Genomic DNA, 21,287 nt, shown 5'->3' with positions numbered 1-21,287 from the left:
CCCCTATTTAATCAATATGATTGTTTTTCTCGTAAATCATTTTATTCACTGCGTTAACGTAAGCCCGGGCGCTGGCTTCCAGCACGTCAGTGCTGATGCCCCGCCCCATGTACAGCTTTTCCCGGTTGTTTTCAGCTATGCGCAAAGTAACTTCGCCCAGGGCGTCCTTACCGGCAGTAATGGCGTTGATACCCCAGGTGGCCAGGCGACAGCTGTAGCCGGTGATTTTATCCACCGCCTTGCAAATGGCGTCCACCGGGCCATTGCCGCAGGCGGCCTCCTCAAGTATTTCTTCGCCCCTGGCCAGGCCCACCGTGGCTGTAGGCACCACCGTGGTGCCGCTGCTGATATGCAGGTAGGATAGCTCGTAGGTGGCGGGCACTTTGCGAATTTCATTTTCTACAATAGCTTCGATATCCTGGTCGGCAATTTCCTTCTTGCGGTCGGCCAGATCCTTAAAACGGGCAAAAGCTTTATTCAGCTCAGCATCATTTAAAACAAAGCCCAGTTCCACCAGCCGGGAGCGGAAGGCGTGCCGCCCGCTGTGCTTGCCCAGCACCAAATTGCTGTGAGACAGGCCCACCATGGCCGGGTTCATGATCTCATAGGTGGTGCGCTCTTTGAGCACCCCGTCCTGGTGAATGCCCGATTCGTGGGCAAAGGCGTTTTTACCCACCACAGCTTTGTTGGGCTGGATGTCCATACCGGTGAGTTTACTCACCAGCTTGCTGGTGCGGTATATTTCCTCGGCGTTGATACCCGTTTCCAGGCTGTAGCGGTCCCGCCTGGTATACAGGGCCATGACAAATTCTTCAATGGAGGCATTGCCCGCCCTTTCACCGATACCGTTGATGGCCCCTTCCACCTGCCTGGCCCCGGCCAGCACAGCGGCCAGGGAATTGGCCACGGCCAGACCCAGGTCGTCATGGCAGTGCACGCTGACGACAGCCTTTTCAATACCCTTAGTGCGGCTCATGATGGTGCGAATGATTTCGGCATATTCATCCGGGGTGGTATAGCCCACGGTGTCGGGTATATTAACGGTGGTAGCCCCTGCCTCTATAACCGCTTCCATCACCCGGCACAAAAAATCCAAATCGCTGCGGGAAGCGTCCTCAGCTGAAAACTCCACGTCGGCGGTGTATTTTTTGGCATGCCGTACAGCTGCCGCGGCGCTTTCCAGCACCTGCTCCCTGGACATGCGCAGTTTGTGTTTGAGGTGGATATCCGAAGTGGCGATAAAGGTGTGTATGCGCGGCTGGTCGGCTTGCTTAACGGCCTCCCAGGCCCGGTCGATATCGGCGAAATTGGTGCGGGCCAGCCCTGCCACGGTTACCCCCCGCACCTCCCGGGCAATATTTTTTACAGCTTCAAAATCACCTTGGGAAGTGATGGGAAAACCTGCCTCAATGATGTCCACACCCAGCCGGGCCAGCTGTCTGGCTATCTCCAGCTTTTCGCTGACGTTTAAACTCACCCCCGGTGATTGTTCCCCGTCCCGCAGGGTGGTGTCAAAAATATACACCCGGTTGTTCAAGTGGATCCCTCCATATTAACAATCAATAGCTTCACTGATGGATTTACCGGCCAGCACCATGGGATTGACATTTTCCTCGGCGCTAACCAGACAATTAATCAAAACCGCCCCTGGTTCAGCCAGGGCCTGGGGCAGCAGTGCATCCACTTCCTCCCTGGTGCGCATGGTGTACCCTTTAATCCCGTATGACCGGGCCAGGGTTTCAAAGTCGGGGTGGAACTTGAAGTCCACCGCCATATACCGCCCCCCGCAGTAAACCTTTTGCAGCTGGCGCACCATGCCCAGCACAAAATTATTCAATATAATTATCTTCAGGGGCAGCTGCTGTTCCACAATGGTGGCCAGTTCCTGCATGGTCATTTGGAAGCCCCCGTCACCCACCACCAGGATCACCTGTTCACCGGGCAGGCCTATTTGGGCACCCATGGCCGCGGGCAGCCCGAACCCCATGGTACCCAGGCCACCGGAGGAAATTAAACCACCGGCGCGTTTAAACCGGTAATACTGGGCCACCCACATTTGGTGCTGCCCCACATCGGTGGCCACCATGGCATTACCCCTGGTAATCTCGTCTAGCTTTTCCACCACGTATTGGGGCTTCAGCTCACCGCGGTCGGCATCGTAAGTCAAAGGATATTCCTTCTGCCACGCCTGAATCCGCTCCAGCCACCGGGTGTCGGTTCTTTTTTTCAGCCGGGGCAGCAGCTCCTGCAGTACTTGTTTCACATCACCCACAATGGGCACATGCACCGGTATGTTCTTGCCTATTTCCGCCGGGTCGATATCCACGTGGATGACCCCGGCCTGGGGCGCGAACTCGGCAATTTTGCCGGTCACCCGGTCGTCGAACCGGGCACCCAGGGCGATTAGCAAGTCGCAGTTGGTTACCGCCAGGTTGGCGGACCGTTTGCCATGCAGCCCCAGCATGCCCAGAAACAGCGGGTGGTCACCGGGGAAGCTGCTGAGCCCCATGAAGGTGTTGGTGACCGGCGCGTTGATGGTTTCAGCCAGGGCCAGCAGCTCCGCGCTGGACCGGCTGCCTAATATGCCACCCCCGGCGTAGATCACCGGCCTTTCGGCCCGGTCAATGAGCCGGGCCGCCTCGGCGATCTGATTGGGATGCCCGCGAAATGTGGGCTTATAGCCCCGCAGCTGTACCGTCTGGGGATACTGAAAATTAATCACGGTCTGGGCCACATCCTTGGGCAAGTCAATCAGCACCGGGCCGGGCCGCCCGGTGGAGGCAATGTGAAACGCGTTTTTAATGATCCGGGGCAGCTGGGCGGCATCCTTAACCAGGTAATTATGTTTGGTTATCGGCATAGTAATGCCGGTGATATCCACTTCCTGAAAAGCGTCGGTACCCACCTGGTTGGTGGGCACCTGGCCGGTGAAAAGAACCAGGGGTATCGAGTCCATGTACGCATTGGCTATACCGGTAACCAGGTTGGTAGCCCCGGGTCCCGAGGTGGCCATCACCACGCCCACTCGCCCGGTGGCCCGGGCATAGCCGTCAGCCGCGTGCACCGCCCCCTGCTCATGCCGCACCAGCACATGCCGGATGGTTGAATCATACAGGGCGTCGTACACCGGTAGAGTGGCTCCACCGGGATAGCCGAAAATTACTTCCACTTGTTCTTTTTCCAGGCACTGCACCAGGGCTTGGGCAGCCGTTATTTCCATGGCGAGTCCCCCTCAAAACATATTCTCACGATAATATAGCGCACTATATTATAGCGCATTATATCGATAAAGCTCCTTAGTATTAAGCGAAAATTACTTATTGGGCGGTTACCCCTGCTCGTTTTTTAGCTTTCAACCTTTCAACACCTGGCACCAGCAGCTTATTTTTTCTTCAGCCAGGGCATCATCTGACGCAGCTCAGCGCCCACCTCTTCAATGAGGTGTTCTTTTTCCTGTTTGCGAATTGCATTGAATACCGGGCGGTTGACCTGGTTTTCCAGCATCCACTCTTTGGCGAACACTCCGTTTTGAATTTCCGCCAGCACGGCCCGCATTTCATCCCGGGTTTCATCATTAATGATCCGGGGGCCCACCATATAGTCGCCGTATTCAGCGGTATTGCTGATGGAGTGGCGCATCCAGCTGAGACCGCCCTCATTGATCAGGTCAACGATCAATTTCATTTCGTGCAGGCACTCAAAGTAAGCCATCTCGGGGGCATAGCCCGCTTCCACCAGGGTCTCAAAACCAGCTTTGATCAGCTCACTGACCCCGCCGCACAGCACACACTGCTCGCCGAACAGGTCGGTTTCAGTTTCCTCGGCAAAGGAAGTTTCAAACACCCCCGCCCGGGTGCAGCCGATACCTTTAGCATAGGCCATGGCAACGTCCCGGGCCCGGCCTGTGTAATCCTGGTACACGGCCACCAATCCCGGCACCCCCTGGCCATCCACGTACATCCGGCGCACCATGTGACCGGGGCTCTTGGGGGCCACCATAATCACATCCACGTTGCCGGGGGGCTGAATTTGCCCAAAGTGAATATTAAAGCCGTGGCTGAACATTAATGCCTTGCCTTCGGTGAGGTAAGGCGCAATTTCCTCGGCGTAAACCCTGCCCTGGGTTTCGTCGGGCAGTAATATTTGAATAACTTGAGCCTGATTGGCAGCCTCGGCCACCGTGGTCACAGCCAGGCCGTCCGCTTCGGCTTTGGACCAGCTGGAACTGTCCTTGCGCAGGCCCACCACCACATCCAGGCCGCTGTCTTTCAAGTTCTGGGCCTGGGCATGCCCCTGGCTGCCGTAACCCATGATGGCAATCTTTTTACCTTTGAGCACCGCTAAATCTGCGTCTTGATCGTAGTAAACCTTGACCATAATTACTAAATCTCCTCCTTGGTACCGTTATCCTGGTATCCTGTATATTTTGTACCCCTGAGCATGGCGATTTTGCCTGTGCGCACCAGTTCCTTGATGCCGTAAGGGCGCAAGGATTCTTCAAAGGCATTTATTTTACCGTCGTTGCCCGTACACTCCAGTGTTAATGTCCGGCGGCCCAGATCTACAATGCGGGCCCGGAACACATCGGCAATTTGCATTACCTCGCCACGCTGGGCAGGGTCCGCGTTTACCTTTATTAACACCAGTTCCCGGTCAACATATTCATCAACGGTAATATCATTTATTTTTATTACATCCACCAGCTTGTGCAGCTGCTTGGTGACCTGCTCCAAAACCCTTTCATCACCATCAACAACAATGGTCATCCGGGACACGTCGGGACTTTCGGTGCGCCCCACCGCCAGGCTGTCGATGTTATAACCGCGCCGGCTGAATAAACCGGCCACCCGGGCCAGCACGCCCGGGCTGTTTTCCACCAGCACCGCCAGGGTATGCCTCAGCATATCTACCCCTCCTATCCCAGCATTTTATGGATGGGCTCGCCGGGGGGAACCATGGGATATACATTTTCCTCCCGCTCAATGGGAAAGTCAAGCACCACCGGTTTGGCTACCGCCATGGCTTCCTCCAGGGCGGGCCGTACTTCCGATTTTTTAGTCACCCGTATGCCCACGGCACCATAGGCCTCGGCCAATTTGACAAAGTCAGGGTTATCCAGCTCGGTGTAAGAATAACGGCGGTTGTAGAACAGCTCCTGCCACTGCCGGACCATACCCAGAAAACCGTTGTTCATAATAGCTATTTTCACCGGCAGGTTATAGTGTACAGCCGTGGCCAGCTCCTGAATGTTCATTTGGATACTGCCGTCACCGGCAATATCAATAACCGTTTCATCCGAACAGGCCACCTGCACGCCGATGGCTGCGGGGAACCCGAACCCCATGGTGCCCAGGCCACCTGACGAGATGAAAGTCCGGGGCCGGGTGAAGGTGTAGTATTGGGCGGCCCACATCTGGTGCTGCCCCACTTCGGTGGTAATCCGGGCATTGCCTTTGGTGACATTGCAGATCTCCCGGATCACTTCCTGGGGTTTAATGCGCCCGTTTTCCACAAATTCAAAGGGATGTTCCTTTTTCCAAACCGCTATTTTATCCCGCCACTGGCTGGCCACCCTGGGTTTCAGCCGTTCAATCATTTTGCGCAGGGTGAGCCGGACGTCCCCCACCAGGGGAATGTCCACCCCTACATTTTTACCTATTTCCGCCGGGTCTATGTCAATATGCATAATGATGGCGCCGGGGGCGAATTCCTCCAGCTTGCTGGTCACCCGGTCATCGAAGCGCACCCCCACGCCGATCAGCAGGTCACATTCGTTGATGGCGTAATTGGCGTATTTACTGCCGTGCATGCCCAGCATGCCCACCGACAGCGGGTGATTGCCGGGAAAGCCGCCCAGGCCCATCAGGGTGGTGGCCACCGGCATGAGCAGCATTTCAGCCAGCTCCAGCAGTTCCCCGTGGGCCCCGCCGCTCACCACGCCGCCACCGGCATAAATAACGGGCCGCTCGGATTCTTCAATCGCCCTGACGGCCCTGGCTAACTGTTCGGGATCCGGCTCTTGATTAACACTGTACCCCGGCAGCTGCACCGGTCCGGGATCCGCATGCTCCGCCATGTCTGAGGACACATCCTTGGGCATGTCGATGAGTACCGGACCGGGCCGGCCGCTGGTGGCGATATAAAAAGCCTCCCGCACCGTCCTGGCTATATCTTTGGGATCTTTGACCAAAAAATTGTGCTTGGTAATGGGTAACGTTATACCTGTAATGTCGGCCTCCTGAAAAGAGTCCCGGCCCAGCAGCGGAGTCGCCACCTGACCGGTAATGGCCACCATGGGTATCGAATCCATATAGGCGTTGGCAATACCGGTAACTAAATTGGTCGCCCCGGGTCCCGATGTGGCCAGACACACTCCGGGTTTACCGGAGGCCCGGGCATAGCCATCGGCGGCATGGGCAGCGCCCTGCTCGTGCCGGGTCAGTATATGTCTAATTTCAGAATCATACAGCACATCGTAAATTGGCAGTACCACCCCGCCCGGGTAGCCGAAAATAGTATCCACCCCCTCGGCCAGGAGACTATCTACCAGGATTTGTGCCCCGGTTTTTTGCATACCCCTTCCACCTCCGGTAAAATTATTTGGGGGTCCGGCCCGTTTATAAATTGATGACAGGCCGGACCTTATGGCCGCGCCGGCGGCCGGTATTTTAAAGTTTTTTCAAAACGGCCCCGGTGCCCGCCGAAGTAACCAGCCCGGCATACCGGGCCAGGTAACCTTTGGTCACCCTGGGCTCGGGTTTCACCCACTGAGCCATCCGTGCTTCCAGCTCTGTTTCGCTTAAAAGCACATCCAGCCTGCACCGGGGTATATCTATCTCAATCAGGTCACCGTCCTGCAGTGCCGCAATGGGACCGCCTTCGGCCGCCTCGGGGGTAACGTGGCCGATGGAGGCCCCCCGGGTGGCGCCGGAAAAGCGACCGTCGGTGATCAGAGCCACGTCTTTATCCAAGCCAAGGCCGGCCACCGTGGCGGTGGGGGTGAGCATTTCCCGCATCCCCGGCCCCCCCTTGGGTCCCTCGTACCTGATTACGATGACATCGCCCTTTTGAATTTGTTGATTGATCAGAGCCTGGCAGGCCTCATCCTCGGAATTGAACACCCGGGCCGGGCCCCGGTGTTTAAGCATTCCCGGGTCCACCCCGGCTTTTTTCACCACCGCCCCGCCGGGGGCCAGGTTGCCGTACAGCACGGCAATACCGCCGCTGGCACTGTACGGGTCGGCCACGCTGCGGATAACATCACCGTTCTTGATGGCAGCATCGGCTACATTTTCGCCCAGCGTTTTACCGGTAACGGTCATCGAGCTGCCGTCCGCCAGTCCGTGGGCTACCAGTTCCCGGAGTACCGCCGATACCCCCCCGGCCTCATCCAGATCCTGCATAAAGTATTGGCCCATGGGGCTCAGCTTGCACAGGTTGGGGGTTTTTTCGCTGACCTGGTTAATCATATCCAGATTTATCTCCACCCCGGCCTCATGGGCAATGGCGGGCAGGTGCAGCACTGTGTTGGTGGAGCAGCCCAGGGCCATATCCAGGGCCAGACCGTTGGCAAATGCTTTGGCCGTCATAATATTTGAAGGGCACAGGTTTTCCCGTACCAAATCCACCACCCGCATGCCGCTCAACTTGGCCAGGCGCCGGCGGGCTGCAGAAACCGCGGGCAGCGAGCCGTTGCCGGGCAGAGCCATGCCCAGTGCCTCGGTCAGGCAGTTCATGGAGTTGGCGGTAAACATACCGGCGCAGGAGCCGCATCCCGGGCACACCGCTTCTTCAACCTCAGCCAATTCGGCCTCGGTCATCTTACCGGCCCGCACCGCGCCTACAGCCTCAAATATATTGCTCAGGGACATATCCCGCCCCTGGTACCGGCCGGACTGCATGGGGCCGCCGCTGACGATCAGGGCGGGGATATCCAGCCGGGCCGCAGCCATCAGCATCCCGGGCACCACCTTGTCGCAGGACGTGACCAGCACCAGGCCGTCAAAGGGATGGGCCATGCTCATCACTTCCACTGAATCAGCGATAATCTCCCGGCTGGCCAGGGAGTATTTCATGCCCTCATGGTTCATGGCAATGCCGTCGCACACCGCAATGGCGGGAAACTCCATGGGGGTGCCGCCGTTCATCCGGATACCGGCCTTTACTGCCTCGGTGATTTCGCGCAGGTGCATGTGTCCGGGCACTATTTCGTTAAATGAGTTGACTACGCCAATAATGGGCCGTTCCAGTTCCTGCTCAGTCATACCCAATGCTTTGAACAAAGAACGGTGAGGAGCTTTTTCCAACCCCTTTTTCATGGCATCACTGCGCATTTTAATCCTCCTATCTAAATGGCTAATCTGCTTACTCAAAGATAACCGGTCCATCCACTTTGGTCAGTTCCCGGAAGTCTTTAAGCAGGCTCCAAAATACTTCGCCGGGCTTGCCGGTGCCGATAGGCCGGCCGTCCACCCGCACGCAGGGGATCAATTCGGCTGCCGTGCCGGTAAGGAAGCACTCGTCGGCATTATACACATCGTGTCGGGTGAATACCTTTTCTTCCACTACAATACCCTTATCCCGGGCCACATCCATTACGGCATTGCGGGTAACCCCCTCCAACAGTCCCACATGAATGGGCGGAGTTATCAACCTGCCCTTTTTAACCAGGAACAGGTTATCCCCGCTGGCCTCGGCCACGTAACCCTCCTGGTTAAGCATAATGGCCTCGGGCACACCGGCTAAATTGGCCTCTATTTTGGCATAAATGTTATTTAAATAGTTGAGGGACTTAACCCTGGGGTTGCAGGCCTCGGCAAGATTACGACGGGTGGCCACGGTAACCATCTCCAGGCCCTGTTCATACAATTCATCGGGATAAAGCTGAATGGACGCCGCAATGCAGAAAACCGTGGCCCGGGGGCATTTGCCGGGATCCAGGCCCAGGTCGCCCTTGCCCCTGGTCACCACCAGGCGGATGTAGGCATCCCGCAAATTATTGCGGCGCAGGGTTTCCAGCACCGCTTCCTGCATCTCCTCAATGCTGATGGGAATCTCCAGGGTCAGGGTATGAGCCGATTCATACAGCCTTTCCAGGTGCTCGGTTAATTTAAAAACCCGGTTGTTATAAGCCCGGATGCCCTCGAACACGCCGTCACCGTATAGCAAACCATGGTCAAATACTGATACAACAGCTTGTTCCTCGGGTACATATTTACCGTCTAAATAAATGATCATGCTCATCTTCACACTCCTGTTATGATTCAGTAATTTTTAGATTAAACCTATTTACCTGACACCACCGGCCCGAATCAACCGCCTGCACATCAAGGTATTCAAGCGGCCATGGCCGTTAACTTACGGAGATTGCTTTCACCTCCTATATTAACTTTAAAAACTGTATAAATAAAATAAGACCCGCTGATATTTTCCAAGGGTGGAACCTATCCGCTTGGGTCTTTTATCCCCACGGTGTAACCTCCGGCGATTAAGCCCCGGCGGCCTGTACCGCTCGGTCCAGTCCCTCCAGCGGAGGCGGAACCCTAGGTACACTTCCCTCCATGTAAAGCCCGGCCACTGTTGACCCATGGCTTAATAAAGTACTTATTAACCAATATAAACACCAAGCCCCTCGTCTCTGGTGAATAAACACCAGGGACGAGAGGCCTAAATTTCCTCCCGCGGTACCACCCTGCTTGCTTCCGCCGGGCGGCGAAAACCTCTTGAGTGTGTCAGCGACACAGCGGCAGTAACGGGCCGCTTGCTCCCGACTCTGCCTACAGGGCACGCGCCCTTTCGACAAAGTAGTTCCGGGGCGATGTCTTCACCTGTTCCGGCGCTGGTTTTCAGCACCCCCAGCTCTCTGTGGCGCGGCTTGCAGGTTTTGCTCCCCTTCATAACCTTTAATATAAAAACTTACAACTCAGTATACAGTAAAAACACAATTACGGTCAACAGTTTTTATCTCTATTTCATCATATATTGCATGGTAACTGTAACTACGCCCAGCATGGCTCCCAGGAGTCCCCCCAGCCAGGTTATGGCTGTTAGTTCCCGGCGCATAATGCCCAGCAGCATTTCTTCCACCTGCAGCTCATCAAGCTCCTCCACCCGCTGCCGCACCATGCTCCTGATATCGATAAAACGCAGCAGGCCCGGCACCTGTTTCTGCACCAGATATCGGTACAGCCTGGTGGCGGCCCCACCGGCGTCGGTAGCAAAATTCTCGGGCAGCAGATCCAGTACGCGGCTCAGCGGCAGCTGCCAGACGGCTGCCATTTCCCGCCGCACCAACGCGTCAACACCCCGGGTCAGCACATCACCCTCCCAGAGGTTTTCCACCAGGCGCCGGGCAAGTGCCGGCAGCTTGTCGGGCCAGGTGGGATTGGCCTGGCTGAGCAGCTCCCGCCAGGTCCGGCCGCGGCTTTTGTCAAGCATTTCCTTTGCCGCACCGGTCAGGGCGGCGGTTATGGAGGGGTCGGCCAGCCTGTCCACGGCCCAGGCCGCTATGGCAGCGGCCTTTTCTCGCTTACCTGCGTCATCCAGCCCCGCAGCCACTTCGCTGATGCTTTTTTCCAGCATTTCATCCACCAGCAGGTGCAGGCGCGCCACTATTTCGGCCCGGTTTTTTTCATCGGCGAAAAACCGGTTTATTTCCCCGGCCAGCCGCTGGGTCAGCATATCAGTGCCGCCGCCCATAAATTGAAATATGGTGTTCATAAACCGTTTGATGGCGGTGCTTTCAAAAAATCCCTCAATCCGCTCCTGCATAGCCCGCCGGGCCCCAGGAGAATTAACATACTGCTCTACGACCGCGATGATGCGGGGGGCCTGATCGGTAATAAATTGATGGATGCCCTCCCGCACGGCCCCGGGCAAATAATAACCAACTGCCCGGGGACTGTTGAGAAAATTCTCGATCTGCACAGCCAGCCGTCTCCGCAGTTCCTGCTGTACGGCGGGCTGCCGCAGTATTGCCCCGGGCAGCTGCTCCAGGTTGTCCAGAATACCTTCACGCCCGGCTGCATCCACCGCAGCTGCCACGGTTTGATCCAGCAGGTAACCGGCTGCTTCCCGGGCCAGGTGGCCGGCCGCCCGCCGGGAGGCTTCACTCCGGGCCAGCTTTACCGCCACACCGGCAAGCTGGTCTGTCAACTCCTGCCAAACAGGTGACTCCCCCCCGGGGTCGCCCAGCGCTTCACCTATGCTGACCCCGCTTTCCCGCACGTTAGCCATGCCTCCGGCCAGGTAGCCACGCATCTGTTCCTCCACCTCGGGCTGCAGCAAATGCCGCACCACCTTTTCATCGGTGAGCAACATCCCCCCCACCGCCTCGCCCACGGCATTAGCCAGGCGCCCTTTACCCCGGGGGATCACCCCGGGGGTAAAGGGCACCCGCAGACCCAACAACCTTTTTTCTGTCAGGGGCCTAAACAGCATGCGAATGGCAATCCAGTTGGTAATATAACCGATCACGGCCCCCGCCAGCACCGCCAGGGCCATTTGTTGCCAGTTCATTGAGCATACCTTCCTTAATAATACAGTTTACTGCTTCCCCACCGCCCCCCTGCTTCGCCCTACAGCCGCCGGCGAGCAGTGCGAATAGCTTCCTGCACCGCTTCCGGGGCAGGCCCCCCCGTGATACTGCGGGCCGCCACACAGTGGGCTACGCCAATAGCGGCATAAACATCTTCTTTAATGGAAGGAGAAAAATTATGCAGTTCCTCCAGACTTAATTCCTCCAGGGATTTATTGCGTTCCAGGCAGTAAGCTACCGTCCGGCCTACAATGGCATGGGCCTCTCGGAAAGGCACGCCCTGCTGGACCAGATAATCCGCCAAATCAGTGGCATTGGTGAACCCGCCCCGGGCCGCCCGGGACATGTTTTCCTTTTTAACCCGCATGGTGGCCACCAGGGGCCGGAAAATCAGCAGGCACTTTTTCACGGTATCCACCGCGTCAAACAGGGCTTCTTTATCCTCCTGCATATCCTTGTTGTAAGCCAGGGGCAGTCCTTTCAGCATGGTCAACAGAGCGGTTAAATCCCCAAATACCCGGCCGCTCTTACCCCGGATCAGCTCCGCCACGTCGGGATTTTTCTTCTGGGGCATCATACTGCTGCCCGTGCTGTAGGCATCGTCCAACTCGATAAAACTGAACTCCGCCGATGACCAGAGGATGATTTCCTCACAAAAACGGCTCAGGTGCACCATGATCAGGGACGCGGCGGCGGCGAAATCCACGGCGAAATCCCGGTCGCTCACTGCATCCAGACTGTTCTCGGTAATGGCATCAAACCCCAGTTCCCGGGCCACGTACTCCCGGTCCAGGGGGAAGGTGGTGCCGGCCAGGGCCCCGGCCCCCAGGGGCAGCACATTGACCCGGCGGCGGCAGTCCGCCAGGCGGTCCCTATCCCTTAAGAACATCTGGCAATAAGCCAGCAGATGATGGGCCAGGGTGACGGGCTGGGCCCTCTGCAGGTGCGTGTAACCGGGCATAACCGTGTCCAGGTGTTTTTCCGCCATATCCAGCAGCTCGCCCGCTAGTCCGGCCAGCAGCTGCCTGACCCTGTCCAGCTCATCCCGCAGGTACATGCGCACATCCAGGGCCACCTGGTCGTTGCGGCTGCGGGCAGTGTGCAGTTTTTTACCCACCTCTCCAATGCTTGCTATTAATAATTGTTCCACGTTCATATGAATATCTTCGGCAGCCACGGAAAATTCCACCCGGCCCGCTTCGATACCAGCCAGTATATCCGTCAGGCCGCCTACAATGCTATCAGCCTCCTGGTGACTGATAATGCCCACCTTCGCCAGCATTTTGGCATGGGCAATACTGCCGGTAATATCGTATTTATAAAGGCGGCTGTCAAAGGAAATGGAGGAATGAAAATCATCCACCAGCCGGTCCGTCTCCTTTTGAAAGCGCCCGCTCCACAGCTTGGCCAATTAAATCCACCTCTTTATTTAAATGTTGACACCGGTGCGGTTTCATCCACCACTGATGCTTTCATTTTACCAGTATATAATGCTAAAATATTATAACACGGTTGCACCAAAGTTGGAAAAAGTCGAAAAAAAAATCTCAAGCGCAGCTGGTATATTTTACTTTTCGTGTTAATATACTTTTTCTCAACTAAAAATATTAGGCACTTTTTTTTAAAAAATGTTATACTATATCCCCTTTAACCTCTAAATATGTTAAAATAAAAATCAATTAAACAGTTTACTAATAAAGGAGAAGTGTTAATTTTATGGAAAGAGAACTGACGCTGGAATTGGTGCGGGTTACCGAAATGGCCGCCCTGGCTTCCGCGCAGTGGATGGGCAGAGGGCGCAAAAACGAGGCCGACGAAGCCGCCACCAATGCTATGCGCACCATGTTCGATTCAGTATGCGTGAACGGTACCGTAGTCATAGGCGAGGGGGAAATGGACGAGGCACCAATGTTATATATCGGTGAAAAGGTGGGCAACTCCGAGACACCGGAAGTGGATGTGGCGGTGGACCCGCTGGAGGGGACCAATATTCTGGCCAAGGGGCTGCCCAACGCCATGTCGGTGATTGCCATTGCCGATAAGGGCAATTTACTGCATGCTCCGGATATGTATATGGATAAACTGGCCGTGGGCCCGCGGGCCGCCGGCCTGATCAACCTGGACGACCCCATTGAAAAAACATTGGAAACAGTGGCCAGGGTCAATAACAAGCGCATTGTGGACTGCACCGTAATGATCCTTGACCGTCCCCGGCACCAGAAGCTGATTGAAGCTGTACGGGGGGCAGGTGCCCGGGTGCGCCTCATCGGCGACGGTGACGTGGCCGCAGCCCTGGCCACTGCTTTTGACGATACGGGCATTGATATCTGCGCCGGTATCGGCGGCGCCCCCGAGGGTGTAATCGCAGCGGCGGCGCTGAAAGCCATGGGCGGTGATATGCAGGCCCGGCTGATACCTGAGGATGACAGCGAATACCAGCGGTGCCTGAGCATGGGCATTGAAGACCCCAATCGCATTTTAACCATGGACGACCTGGTACGGGGGGACGACGCCATTTTCGCGGCCACCGGCGTAACCGACGGGGAGCTGCTCAAGGGAGTGCGTTTCAGGGGCGGCGAGCTGGCCGAAACTTACTCGCTGGTGATGCGGGCCAAGAGTCGCACAGTGCGCTTTATCAATACAGTACATAATTTAAAATATAAGCCGCATTACTTACTGATTAAAGAAAAATAACAGTCTTTTGTCAGGTGCCAGGCAGGGCTAAGACCCGCCTGGCACTTTATTTTTTCCTGTTTTTGGTTATACAAGTAATTAACATATCCTACAGCTAAGGCGTATTATACATAAAATCACTGTAAGTGTGTGATTAACTGGTTAGTGGTTGGTTTATTAGTGGTTAATAGTTTGTGGTTATGATGATTAGAGGCTATGAAAGGAGGCATTTGGGTGCTTAAAAATGAGGATGTACCGACTAAAACAGGGCAAGAGGATGCTGTCCCTGCTGAACGTTTTGATGCCCAGTCTAAACCACCGGAAAACATTATCAAAAATGACTGCTTTGTAACAGAATCCGTTACCTTCGGACCATGTGACGATTTTGAAGAAAGAACAATCAATTTAGGAAATCTTCCTAATCAAGCAAGGTTTTTAAATGTAAGGGTCTCCCTTACAAATATATGCAGAGGCCGTGAATTAGCAATTGGTGTAATCTTGAGTGATGCTGATACAAGACAGGTTCTGGGTTATAAAGGTAGAGCATTAACAGTTCCCGGAACATCATGCGGCAATGTAACCATAGATGGCTTTTGCTTTGTTATACCTGAAAACACTATATGTTCTTCAAGAAAAGTTCGTATAAAGGTAATAGCACATTATACAGGACTTAATACGAATTCCAACTGTCCCTGCTAGTGTAAATTTAATCGCGTGAATGCTTATGAACAGTACATTTTTACAGTGTACTGTTATTTTATTAACTACCCACCCCAACTAAATCCGCAAGAAAGCACCGGTGCCGGGTGTTGAAAGTTAAAAGTTAGAAGCTTTAAATATAAACCATCTTAGGGGAAATGTAAATTGTATCGGGCAGCAGCCCAATAAATGCTTTTCGCTGCGACACTTCCCGCCCCTCTAAAATCCACACTGACTTTCAGATAGCCTTTTAGTTGACAATAGTTGTTCCATTAAATTACCATTAAGGTAATATCTTTTCAAACAATGTTTCAATCCATGAATGTTTCAATCCATGATTGAATGTGGAGGGAATAAATCATAGATATACTGCGTATGGGTTTAGATGTGGGGTCAACCACGGTCAAGTTAGTCATTATGGACGATGATGACAATATAATTTATAAAAAGTACCGGCGGCATTATGCAGAAACCAAAAGGCACACCACCGATCTGTTAACCGATGCCTTTCAACAGCTGGGCAATACGCCGGTTACAGTAATGGTAACTGGTTCGGCGGGACTGGCCCTCTCCTCCTGGCTGGGCATCGAACATATTCAGGAAGTTATTGCCTGCAGCCAGGCTATTGATCGCTTGATCCCCCAAACAGATGTGGCCATCGAGCTGGGGGGAGAAGATGCCAAAATAACTTTCTTCCGGGGCGGTCTTGACCAAAGGATGAACGGTATCTGTGCCGGGGGAACCGGAGCCTTTATTGACCAGATGGCAACATTACTGGGGACGGATGCCCTGGGTTTAAATGAAATGGCTAAACAGTATACCACCATCTATCCCGTGGCGGCCCGCTGCGGTGTGTTCGCCAAGACTGATATTCAGGTACTTTTAAATGAGGGTGCCCGCAAAGAAGACATTGCAGCTTCCGTGTTTCAAGCGGTGGTCAATCAAACCATCAGTGGACTGGCCTGCGGCAAATCCATCAAGGGTAATGTGGCCTTCCTCGGCGGGCCATTATGGTTTTTATCCGAACTGCGTCAAAGATTTAAAGAAACCCTCAAGCTTAATGACAGCCAGGCCATATTTCCCCAACAGGCTCAGTTTTTTGTTGCCATGGGGGCCGCTTTGTCATCGGGTTCCAGTAATACCGTCACTTTACTAGGTTTAATTGATCAATTAAATAGCATAGATGTCTCTGCTTACCATGAACTTTCCCGGCTGCAGCCTTTATTTAATGATACCCGGGAGTTGGATGATTTCCGCAGGAGACACAATGCTCACCGTATTGATAGGATGGATTTGGACTCCTTTGCCGGAGACTGTTTTTTAGGTCTGGATGCCGGCTCAACAACCACCAAGGTGGCCCTGATAGATGAAAACGGCCGCTTGTTATATTCCCACTATTGTAATAATACCGGCAGTCCCTTGCAATCCGCGCTGGGCATATTAAAAGACCTGTACAGCCGTCTGCCTGCCTCAGCTAAAATTGTCAGCACAGGGGTAACGGGATATGGTGAAGGCCTCTTAAAAGCCGCCCTGCACATTGATGTGGGGGAAGTAGAGACAGTAGCCCACTATACTGCCGCGCAATTTTTCAACCCCGGTGTAGATTTAATACTGGATATCGGCGGCCAGGATATGAAATGCCTCAAGATTAAAAACGGAGTTATCGAGAACATTATGCTCAATGAAGCCTGTTCTTCCGGCTGCGGCTCCTTTATCGAAAGCTTTGCCCGCTCACTGGATGTTTCAGTGCAGGAATTTGCCCGGCTGGCCCTTACCGCAGCCTCCCCGGTGGATTTAGGTTCCCGGTGCACGGTATTTATGAACTCCATGGTCAAACAGGCCCAGAAAGAAGGGGCTACGGTGGGCGATATATCGGCCGGGCTTTCTTACTCGGTTATCAAGAATGCCTTATTCAAGGTCATTAAAATGAGAAACACCCGGGATCTGGGTGATAGAATTGTGGTTCAGGGCGGGACATTTCAAAACGATGCCGTGCTGCGCAGCTTTGAACTCATCACAGGAAAAGATGTGGTCAGAGCAGATATCGCGCCCCTGATGGGAGCTTTTGGGGCGGCTCTCATTGCCCGGGACCGCAGTCAACAGGGCCGGCAAAGCTCTCTTTTATCTAAAGAGCAGCTGGATAAGTTTTCTATCAGCACTAAGCTGAGCCGTTGTGGCGGGTGCGGCAACAACTGTCTTTTAACCATTAATAATTTCCCGGATGGCGGCAGATTTATTTCCGGCAACCGCTGTGAAAAAAACGTCGGCCAGGGAAAAGGCCGGCAGGACATTCCCAATCTTTATGATTACAAGTATAAACGCCTGTTGAGCTATAAGCCTTTGCCTGACAAGGAAGCCCCAAGGGGTACCGTGGGCATTCCCATGGTTTTGAACATGTATGAAAATTATCCTTTCTGGTTTACCTTTTTTACTGATTTGGGATTCAGGGTGGAACTTTCCCCCCGCTCTTCCCGGGCGATTTATGAGCTGGGTACCGAGACCATCCCTTCGGATACCGCCTGTTTTCCGGCCAAACTGGTGCACGGGCATATTGCCTCCCTGATACAACAGGGCATCAAGCTTATTTTTTATCCGTCAATTACCTATGAGCGGCTGGAGCAAAAAGAGGCCAACAACCATTTTAATTGTCCCATGGTTATTTCCTATCCCGAAGTGATTAAAAACAACATGGACATCATTCGGGAGGAAAATGTACAGCTTTTGAACCCTTTTCTCCCTTATGATAATCAAAAGCAGCTCACCACTAGGCTGCACCAATTGTTCAAAGACTGGAAAATTTCCAAAAGGGAAATTGCCCGGGCTGTGCAAAGGGCCTGGCAGGAAGATGAGCTTTTTAAACAGGATATCAGGCAAAAGAGTGCCCAGGTACTGGCTTACCTGAAGGAAACGGGGAAACATGGCATTGTTCTGGCCGGGCGGCCTTATCACCTGGACCCGGAGATTAATCACGGGCTGCCGGAGATTATTAATTCCCTTGGCATGGCCGTCCTTACCGAAGATTCCGTTGCCCACCTGGGGCAAGTTGAACGGCCGCTCCGGGTGATTGACCAGTGGATGTATCATTCCAGGCTGTATGCGGCGGCCAGCTTCGTGACCACCCAATCAAATTTAGACCTGGTTCAGCTTAATTCCTTCGGCTGCGGGCTGGATGCCATCACCGGCGACCAGGCACAGGAGATATTGAATTCGAAGGGTAAAATTTATACCGCCCTTAAAATAGATGAGGGGACCAATCTGGGAGCAGCCAAAATAAGGATTCGCTCCTTGATGGCAGTAATCAACGGGAAGCAAAGGGAGCAGGCCCAAGAAAAGGCTCCCTACTACCGGGACAGAATTGTCTTCACCCAGGAAATGAAACAGACCCATACCATACTGTCACCCCAGATGGCCCCCATGCAGTTTGAATTTCTGCAGGAAGTATTTAAAACCGAAGGCTACAATTTGGAGGTGCTGCCCACGGTAGAGAAGCAGGCGGTGGATGTAGGAATCAAATATGTGAACAACGATGCCTGCTATCCCGCCATAATTGTCATTGGACAACTTTTGAAAGCCCTGCAGTCCGGCAAATATGACCTTAACCATACTTCGGTAATCATCAGCCAGACGGGTGGCGGCTGCCGGGCCACCAACTATATCGGGCTGCTGAGAAAAGCATTAAAAGAGGCCGGGTTTGATAATATACCTGTGTTATCCGCCAACCTTTACGGCGCGGAAAAAAACCCCGGGTTTAAAATAAACGGCAAAATACTGAAGAAGGCCATTAACGCAGTGGTTTATGGTGATTTACTGATGCGGGTACTGCACCGTATCCGGCCCTATGAAAAAATTCCCGGTTCGGCCAATTTGCTTTATGAAAAATGGGTTAAAAAATGTAAAATGCAGATTGCCACAGGGAATAAACAGCAATTTGAAGAAAACCTGCGGGGAATTATTGAAGAGTTTGGCCAAATTAAAATATCTAATGTACCAAAACCCCGCGTAGGTATAGTGGGGGAAATACTGGTTAAATACCACCCCACCGCCAATAACAATCTTGTTAAAATTTTAGAAGATGAAGGCGCAGAAGTAGTTTTGCCCGACCTGTTGGACTTCTTTACCTATAGCGCCTACGATTATATTTTTAAATATCAATATTTAACCGGAAAATTATCGCATTTATTGCTGGGCAAGTACTATATTAACCACATGGAAAGCAGCCGCAAGACAATGGTTGCCCTTTTGGCCAAAAGTAATAAGTTTAGTGCACCCAATTCAATCTACCATAAGGCCGAGCTGGCCAACCGGATCATGTCGCTGGGACACCACTGCGGAGAAGGATGGTTTTTAACCGCGGAGATGATTGATTTGATCAACCACGGGGTCGCCAATATCGTATGCGTGCAGCCTTTCGGCTGCCTGCCCAACCATGTTACCGGTAAAGGAATGATTAAGGAATTAAAGAGAAACTACCCCCAGGCAAACATAACCGCGATAGACTATGATCCCGGGGCCAGTGAAGTCAACCAGCTCAACCGCCTTAAACTGATGCTGTCAGTAGCTTTTAAAAATATGCAGGTAATTAATGATTCTTTTACCACCCATAACCGGCCCAGGATACCGGTTAATAAATTGACCGGTAACAGTTTGCTTTTGCATGATTGATCCGGTGACAACTCAAATTCACCTTGCCATGTAAAGATATACCCACTGTGTCCTACAGTGGGTATATCTTTACTAAACTTTGTAACGTCAACATTTTTAATCTCACGTTCCGTTTTCTTTTAGCCACAACACCAGCCTTCCGAAGTTTCTCGAATTCTTCTGGAGATAGTGGACAAAAAATTGTCTCGAACGGCTTATATTTAACCTGAACCGGTGTTATATTCATATTGTTTTTGGGTATAAAGTTTTGAGATCATGTGGCAGGTGCTAGCTTGTCACATGATCTTTTTTCATTGAAATTTTATTGATTTTCAATGAAAGTTTATTGTTATTCAATAATTATATATTGTATTTCGAAAATCATTGTGTTATTATTCTGTTTGATAAAGTTCTCAGGAGGTCCTTGGCATGCAAAAAAAAGCTCTACACCGCTTTACCAAGCTACTTATTGATTTCATGTTTTACAGCGGTATTCTGGTTTGCGTATTTGTTCCGGTAATTATTTTCAAGCTTATTCCAAGCACCTTTATAGCAGAAAACATTCGCCTACATTTTACAGTTGTATTAATGTTGTCAGGCATCGCAGCGCTATATATTTTATGGATATTGAGATGTATTTTTAAAACACTTTTGAATACTAGCCCCTTTACTCTAAAAAATGTAGACGCTCTAAGGAAAATGGCAGTTGCAGCTTTTGTCATTTCAACATTGTACATAATAAAATGTTTGTTCTGGTTTACACTGGGAACAGGCATAATTGTTATTATCTTTGCCATAGCGGGCTTGTTCTCGCTGGTTCTGGCAGACGTTTTCAAACAGGCGGTACAGTATAAAGAAGAAAATGACTTGACGGTTTAAGGAGTGATGAACTGTGCCGATTATTGTCAATCTCGATGTAATGATGGCAAAAAGAAAGATTGGGCTGTTAGAGCTTGCGGAACTGGTGAACATCACTCCCGCAAATTTATCAATTCTTAAAAACAACAAGGCCAGAGCAATTCGATTTTCCACACTGGAAGAAATCTGCAAGGCGTTAAACTGTCAACCGGGCGATATTCTGGAATATACGGATACGAAGCGTGACGGCAATGAAAAATAATAAAGTACAGAATATTATTTTTTATTTTCTGGCTGTCCTGGTTGGTCTGTGTTTGATATATGAGTTTAAAACCGCACAGGATGCTGTTTTAAGAATATTGCTTTATCCTCACGCCAAAGCGGTGGAGATTTTTTACAACATTCCGCTGGTGTACACAAACGGGATGGGCTATTCATCCATGGACTGGGCATTTACCATTGGCCGGGAGTGTATGGGGTGCCACTTTATTGTTTTAATGTTTACTATGAATGCCTGCATGTTCACAAAACATTTCAAAGGCTTTCACAAGGTGTTGTGGTTTATAACAAGTTTTGTCGGAGCTATCGTGGTCGGGATCTTAATCAGCAGCATCAGAATTATTGGTTCAATACCGTTTGTAGCCCACGAGAAATTTGCACTCCTGCATTCAGGCATAGGTATTTCCCTTTATTTTGCTGCGCTGGCGGCAAGCTATATATCAATTGACAAATTAATCTCGTTAACCGCCGCTAAGACTCCCGCCTCGCATAAGGAAAGGGGACACACCTGCTGAAGCTTGGGTATTTCTCTGGGGACAGGAATGTCCCCAACTAATGGAGTTAAGCGGCGATAAACTCGAAATAAGTGCGACTAAGGTTC

Annotated in this window: 15 protein-coding genes and 1 other annotated feature; of the genes, 6 read left to right on the top strand and 9 right to left on the bottom strand. The window is 52.3% G+C overall.

From position 1 onward, the window contains the following. Positions 1–7: 7 nt before the first annotated feature. The 9 genes from DESGI_RS02825 to argH form a co-directional block, all read right to left on the bottom strand. Positions 8–1,537, bottom strand: coding sequence for a 2-isopropylmalate synthase (locus tag DESGI_RS02825; protein ID WP_006524016.1), 1,530 nt, complete (start codon positions 1,535–1,537; stop codon positions 8–10). Between the two features lie 15 nt (positions 1,538–1,552). Further along, positions 1,553–3,220 (bottom strand): biosynthetic-type acetolactate synthase large subunit, encoded by a 1,668-nt coding sequence (gene ilvB / locus DESGI_RS02820; RefSeq protein WP_006524017.1) that lies wholly within the window; start codon positions 3,218–3,220, stop codon positions 1,553–1,555. Positions 3,221–3,381: 161 nt separating this feature from the next. Next, positions 3,382–4,377 carry a ketol-acid reductoisomerase gene (gene ilvC / locus DESGI_RS02815; protein WP_006524018.1) on the bottom strand — a complete coding sequence of 332 codons (996 nt, stop codon included), beginning with the start codon at positions 4,375–4,377 and terminating at the stop codon, positions 3,382–3,384. Positions 4,378–4,382: 5 nt separating this feature from the next. Next, positions 4,383–4,904 (bottom strand): acetolactate synthase small subunit, encoded by a 522-nt coding sequence (gene ilvN / locus DESGI_RS02810; protein ID WP_006524019.1) that lies wholly within the window; start codon positions 4,902–4,904, stop codon positions 4,383–4,385. An 11-nt stretch (positions 4,905–4,915) separates the two neighbouring features. Then, the gene (ilvB, locus tag DESGI_RS02805) at positions 4,916–6,574 is read right to left on the bottom strand and encodes a biosynthetic-type acetolactate synthase large subunit (RefSeq protein ID WP_006524020.1); all 1,659 of its coding nucleotides are present in this window, start codon (positions 6,572–6,574) and stop codon (positions 4,916–4,918) included. A 94-nt stretch (positions 6,575–6,668) separates the two neighbouring features. Beyond that, positions 6,669–8,333 carry a dihydroxy-acid dehydratase gene (gene ilvD / locus DESGI_RS02800; RefSeq protein ID WP_006524021.1) on the bottom strand — a complete coding sequence of 555 codons (1,665 nt, stop codon included), beginning with the start codon at positions 8,331–8,333 and terminating at the stop codon, positions 6,669–6,671. A gap of 31 nt (positions 8,334–8,364) precedes the next feature. Next, on the bottom strand, positions 8,365–9,243 hold the full coding sequence (gene ilvE, locus DESGI_RS02795) for a branched-chain-amino-acid transaminase (protein WP_006524022.1): 879 nt from the start codon (positions 9,241–9,243) through the stop codon (positions 8,365–8,367). A 407-nt stretch (positions 9,244–9,650) separates the two neighbouring features. Beyond that, positions 9,651–9,906 (bottom strand) — a binding site (T-box leader). Positions 9,907–9,966: 60 nt separating this feature from the next. Next, positions 9,967–11,517, bottom strand: a complete 1,551-nt coding sequence (locus tag DESGI_RS02785) for a DUF445 family protein (protein WP_006524023.1) — start codon at positions 11,515–11,517, stop codon at positions 9,967–9,969. 59 nt (positions 11,518–11,576) lie between these two features. Then, positions 11,577–12,947 (bottom strand): argininosuccinate lyase, encoded by a 1,371-nt coding sequence (gene argH / locus DESGI_RS02780; protein ID WP_006524024.1) that lies wholly within the window; start codon positions 12,945–12,947, stop codon positions 11,577–11,579. A gap of 305 nt (positions 12,948–13,252) precedes the next feature. Between argH and glpX the strand changes: the two genes are divergently transcribed. The 6 genes from glpX (at position 13,253) to xrtK (ending at position 21,201) form a co-directional block, all read left to right on the top strand. Continuing rightward, entirely contained in the window at positions 13,253–14,230 is a 978-nt protein-coding gene (gene glpX / locus DESGI_RS02775; protein WP_006524025.1) for a class II fructose-bisphosphatase, read from the top strand. Between the two features lie 213 nt (positions 14,231–14,443). Further along, a complete protein-coding gene (locus tag DESGI_RS02770; RefSeq protein WP_006524026.1) occupies positions 14,444–14,908 on the top strand; it encodes a hypothetical protein in 465 nt (154 codons plus the stop codon). Between the two features lie 357 nt (positions 14,909–15,265). Beyond that, positions 15,266–19,570 (top strand): 2-hydroxyacyl-CoA dehydratase, encoded by a 4,305-nt coding sequence (locus DESGI_RS02765; protein ID WP_052543920.1) that lies wholly within the window; start codon positions 15,266–15,268, stop codon positions 19,568–19,570. A 408-nt stretch (positions 19,571–19,978) separates the two neighbouring features. Beyond that, on the top strand, positions 19,979–20,428 hold the full coding sequence (locus DESGI_RS02760) for a DUF2975 domain-containing protein (protein ID WP_006524028.1): 450 nt from the start codon (positions 19,979–19,981) through the stop codon (positions 20,426–20,428). A gap of 13 nt (positions 20,429–20,441) precedes the next feature. After that, positions 20,442–20,669, top strand: coding sequence for a helix-turn-helix domain-containing protein (locus DESGI_RS02755; protein WP_006524029.1), 228 nt, complete (start codon positions 20,442–20,444; stop codon positions 20,667–20,669). Continuing rightward, positions 20,659–21,201, top strand: a complete 543-nt coding sequence (gene xrtK / locus DESGI_RS02750; protein WP_041284746.1) for an exosortase K — start codon at positions 20,659–20,661, stop codon at positions 21,199–21,201. The genes DESGI_RS02755 and xrtK overlap by 11 nt, the downstream gene beginning before the upstream one ends. Positions 21,202–21,287 lie beyond the last annotated feature (86 nt).

This window comes from Desulfoscipio gibsoniae DSM 7213 (assembly GCF_000233715.2).
GTDB lineage: Bacteria > Bacillota > Desulfotomaculia > Desulfotomaculales > Desulfallaceae > Sporotomaculum > Sporotomaculum gibsoniae.
Note: the sequence above shows the minus strand (reverse complement) of the source record. Positions and strands in the feature narration are given on the sequence as shown.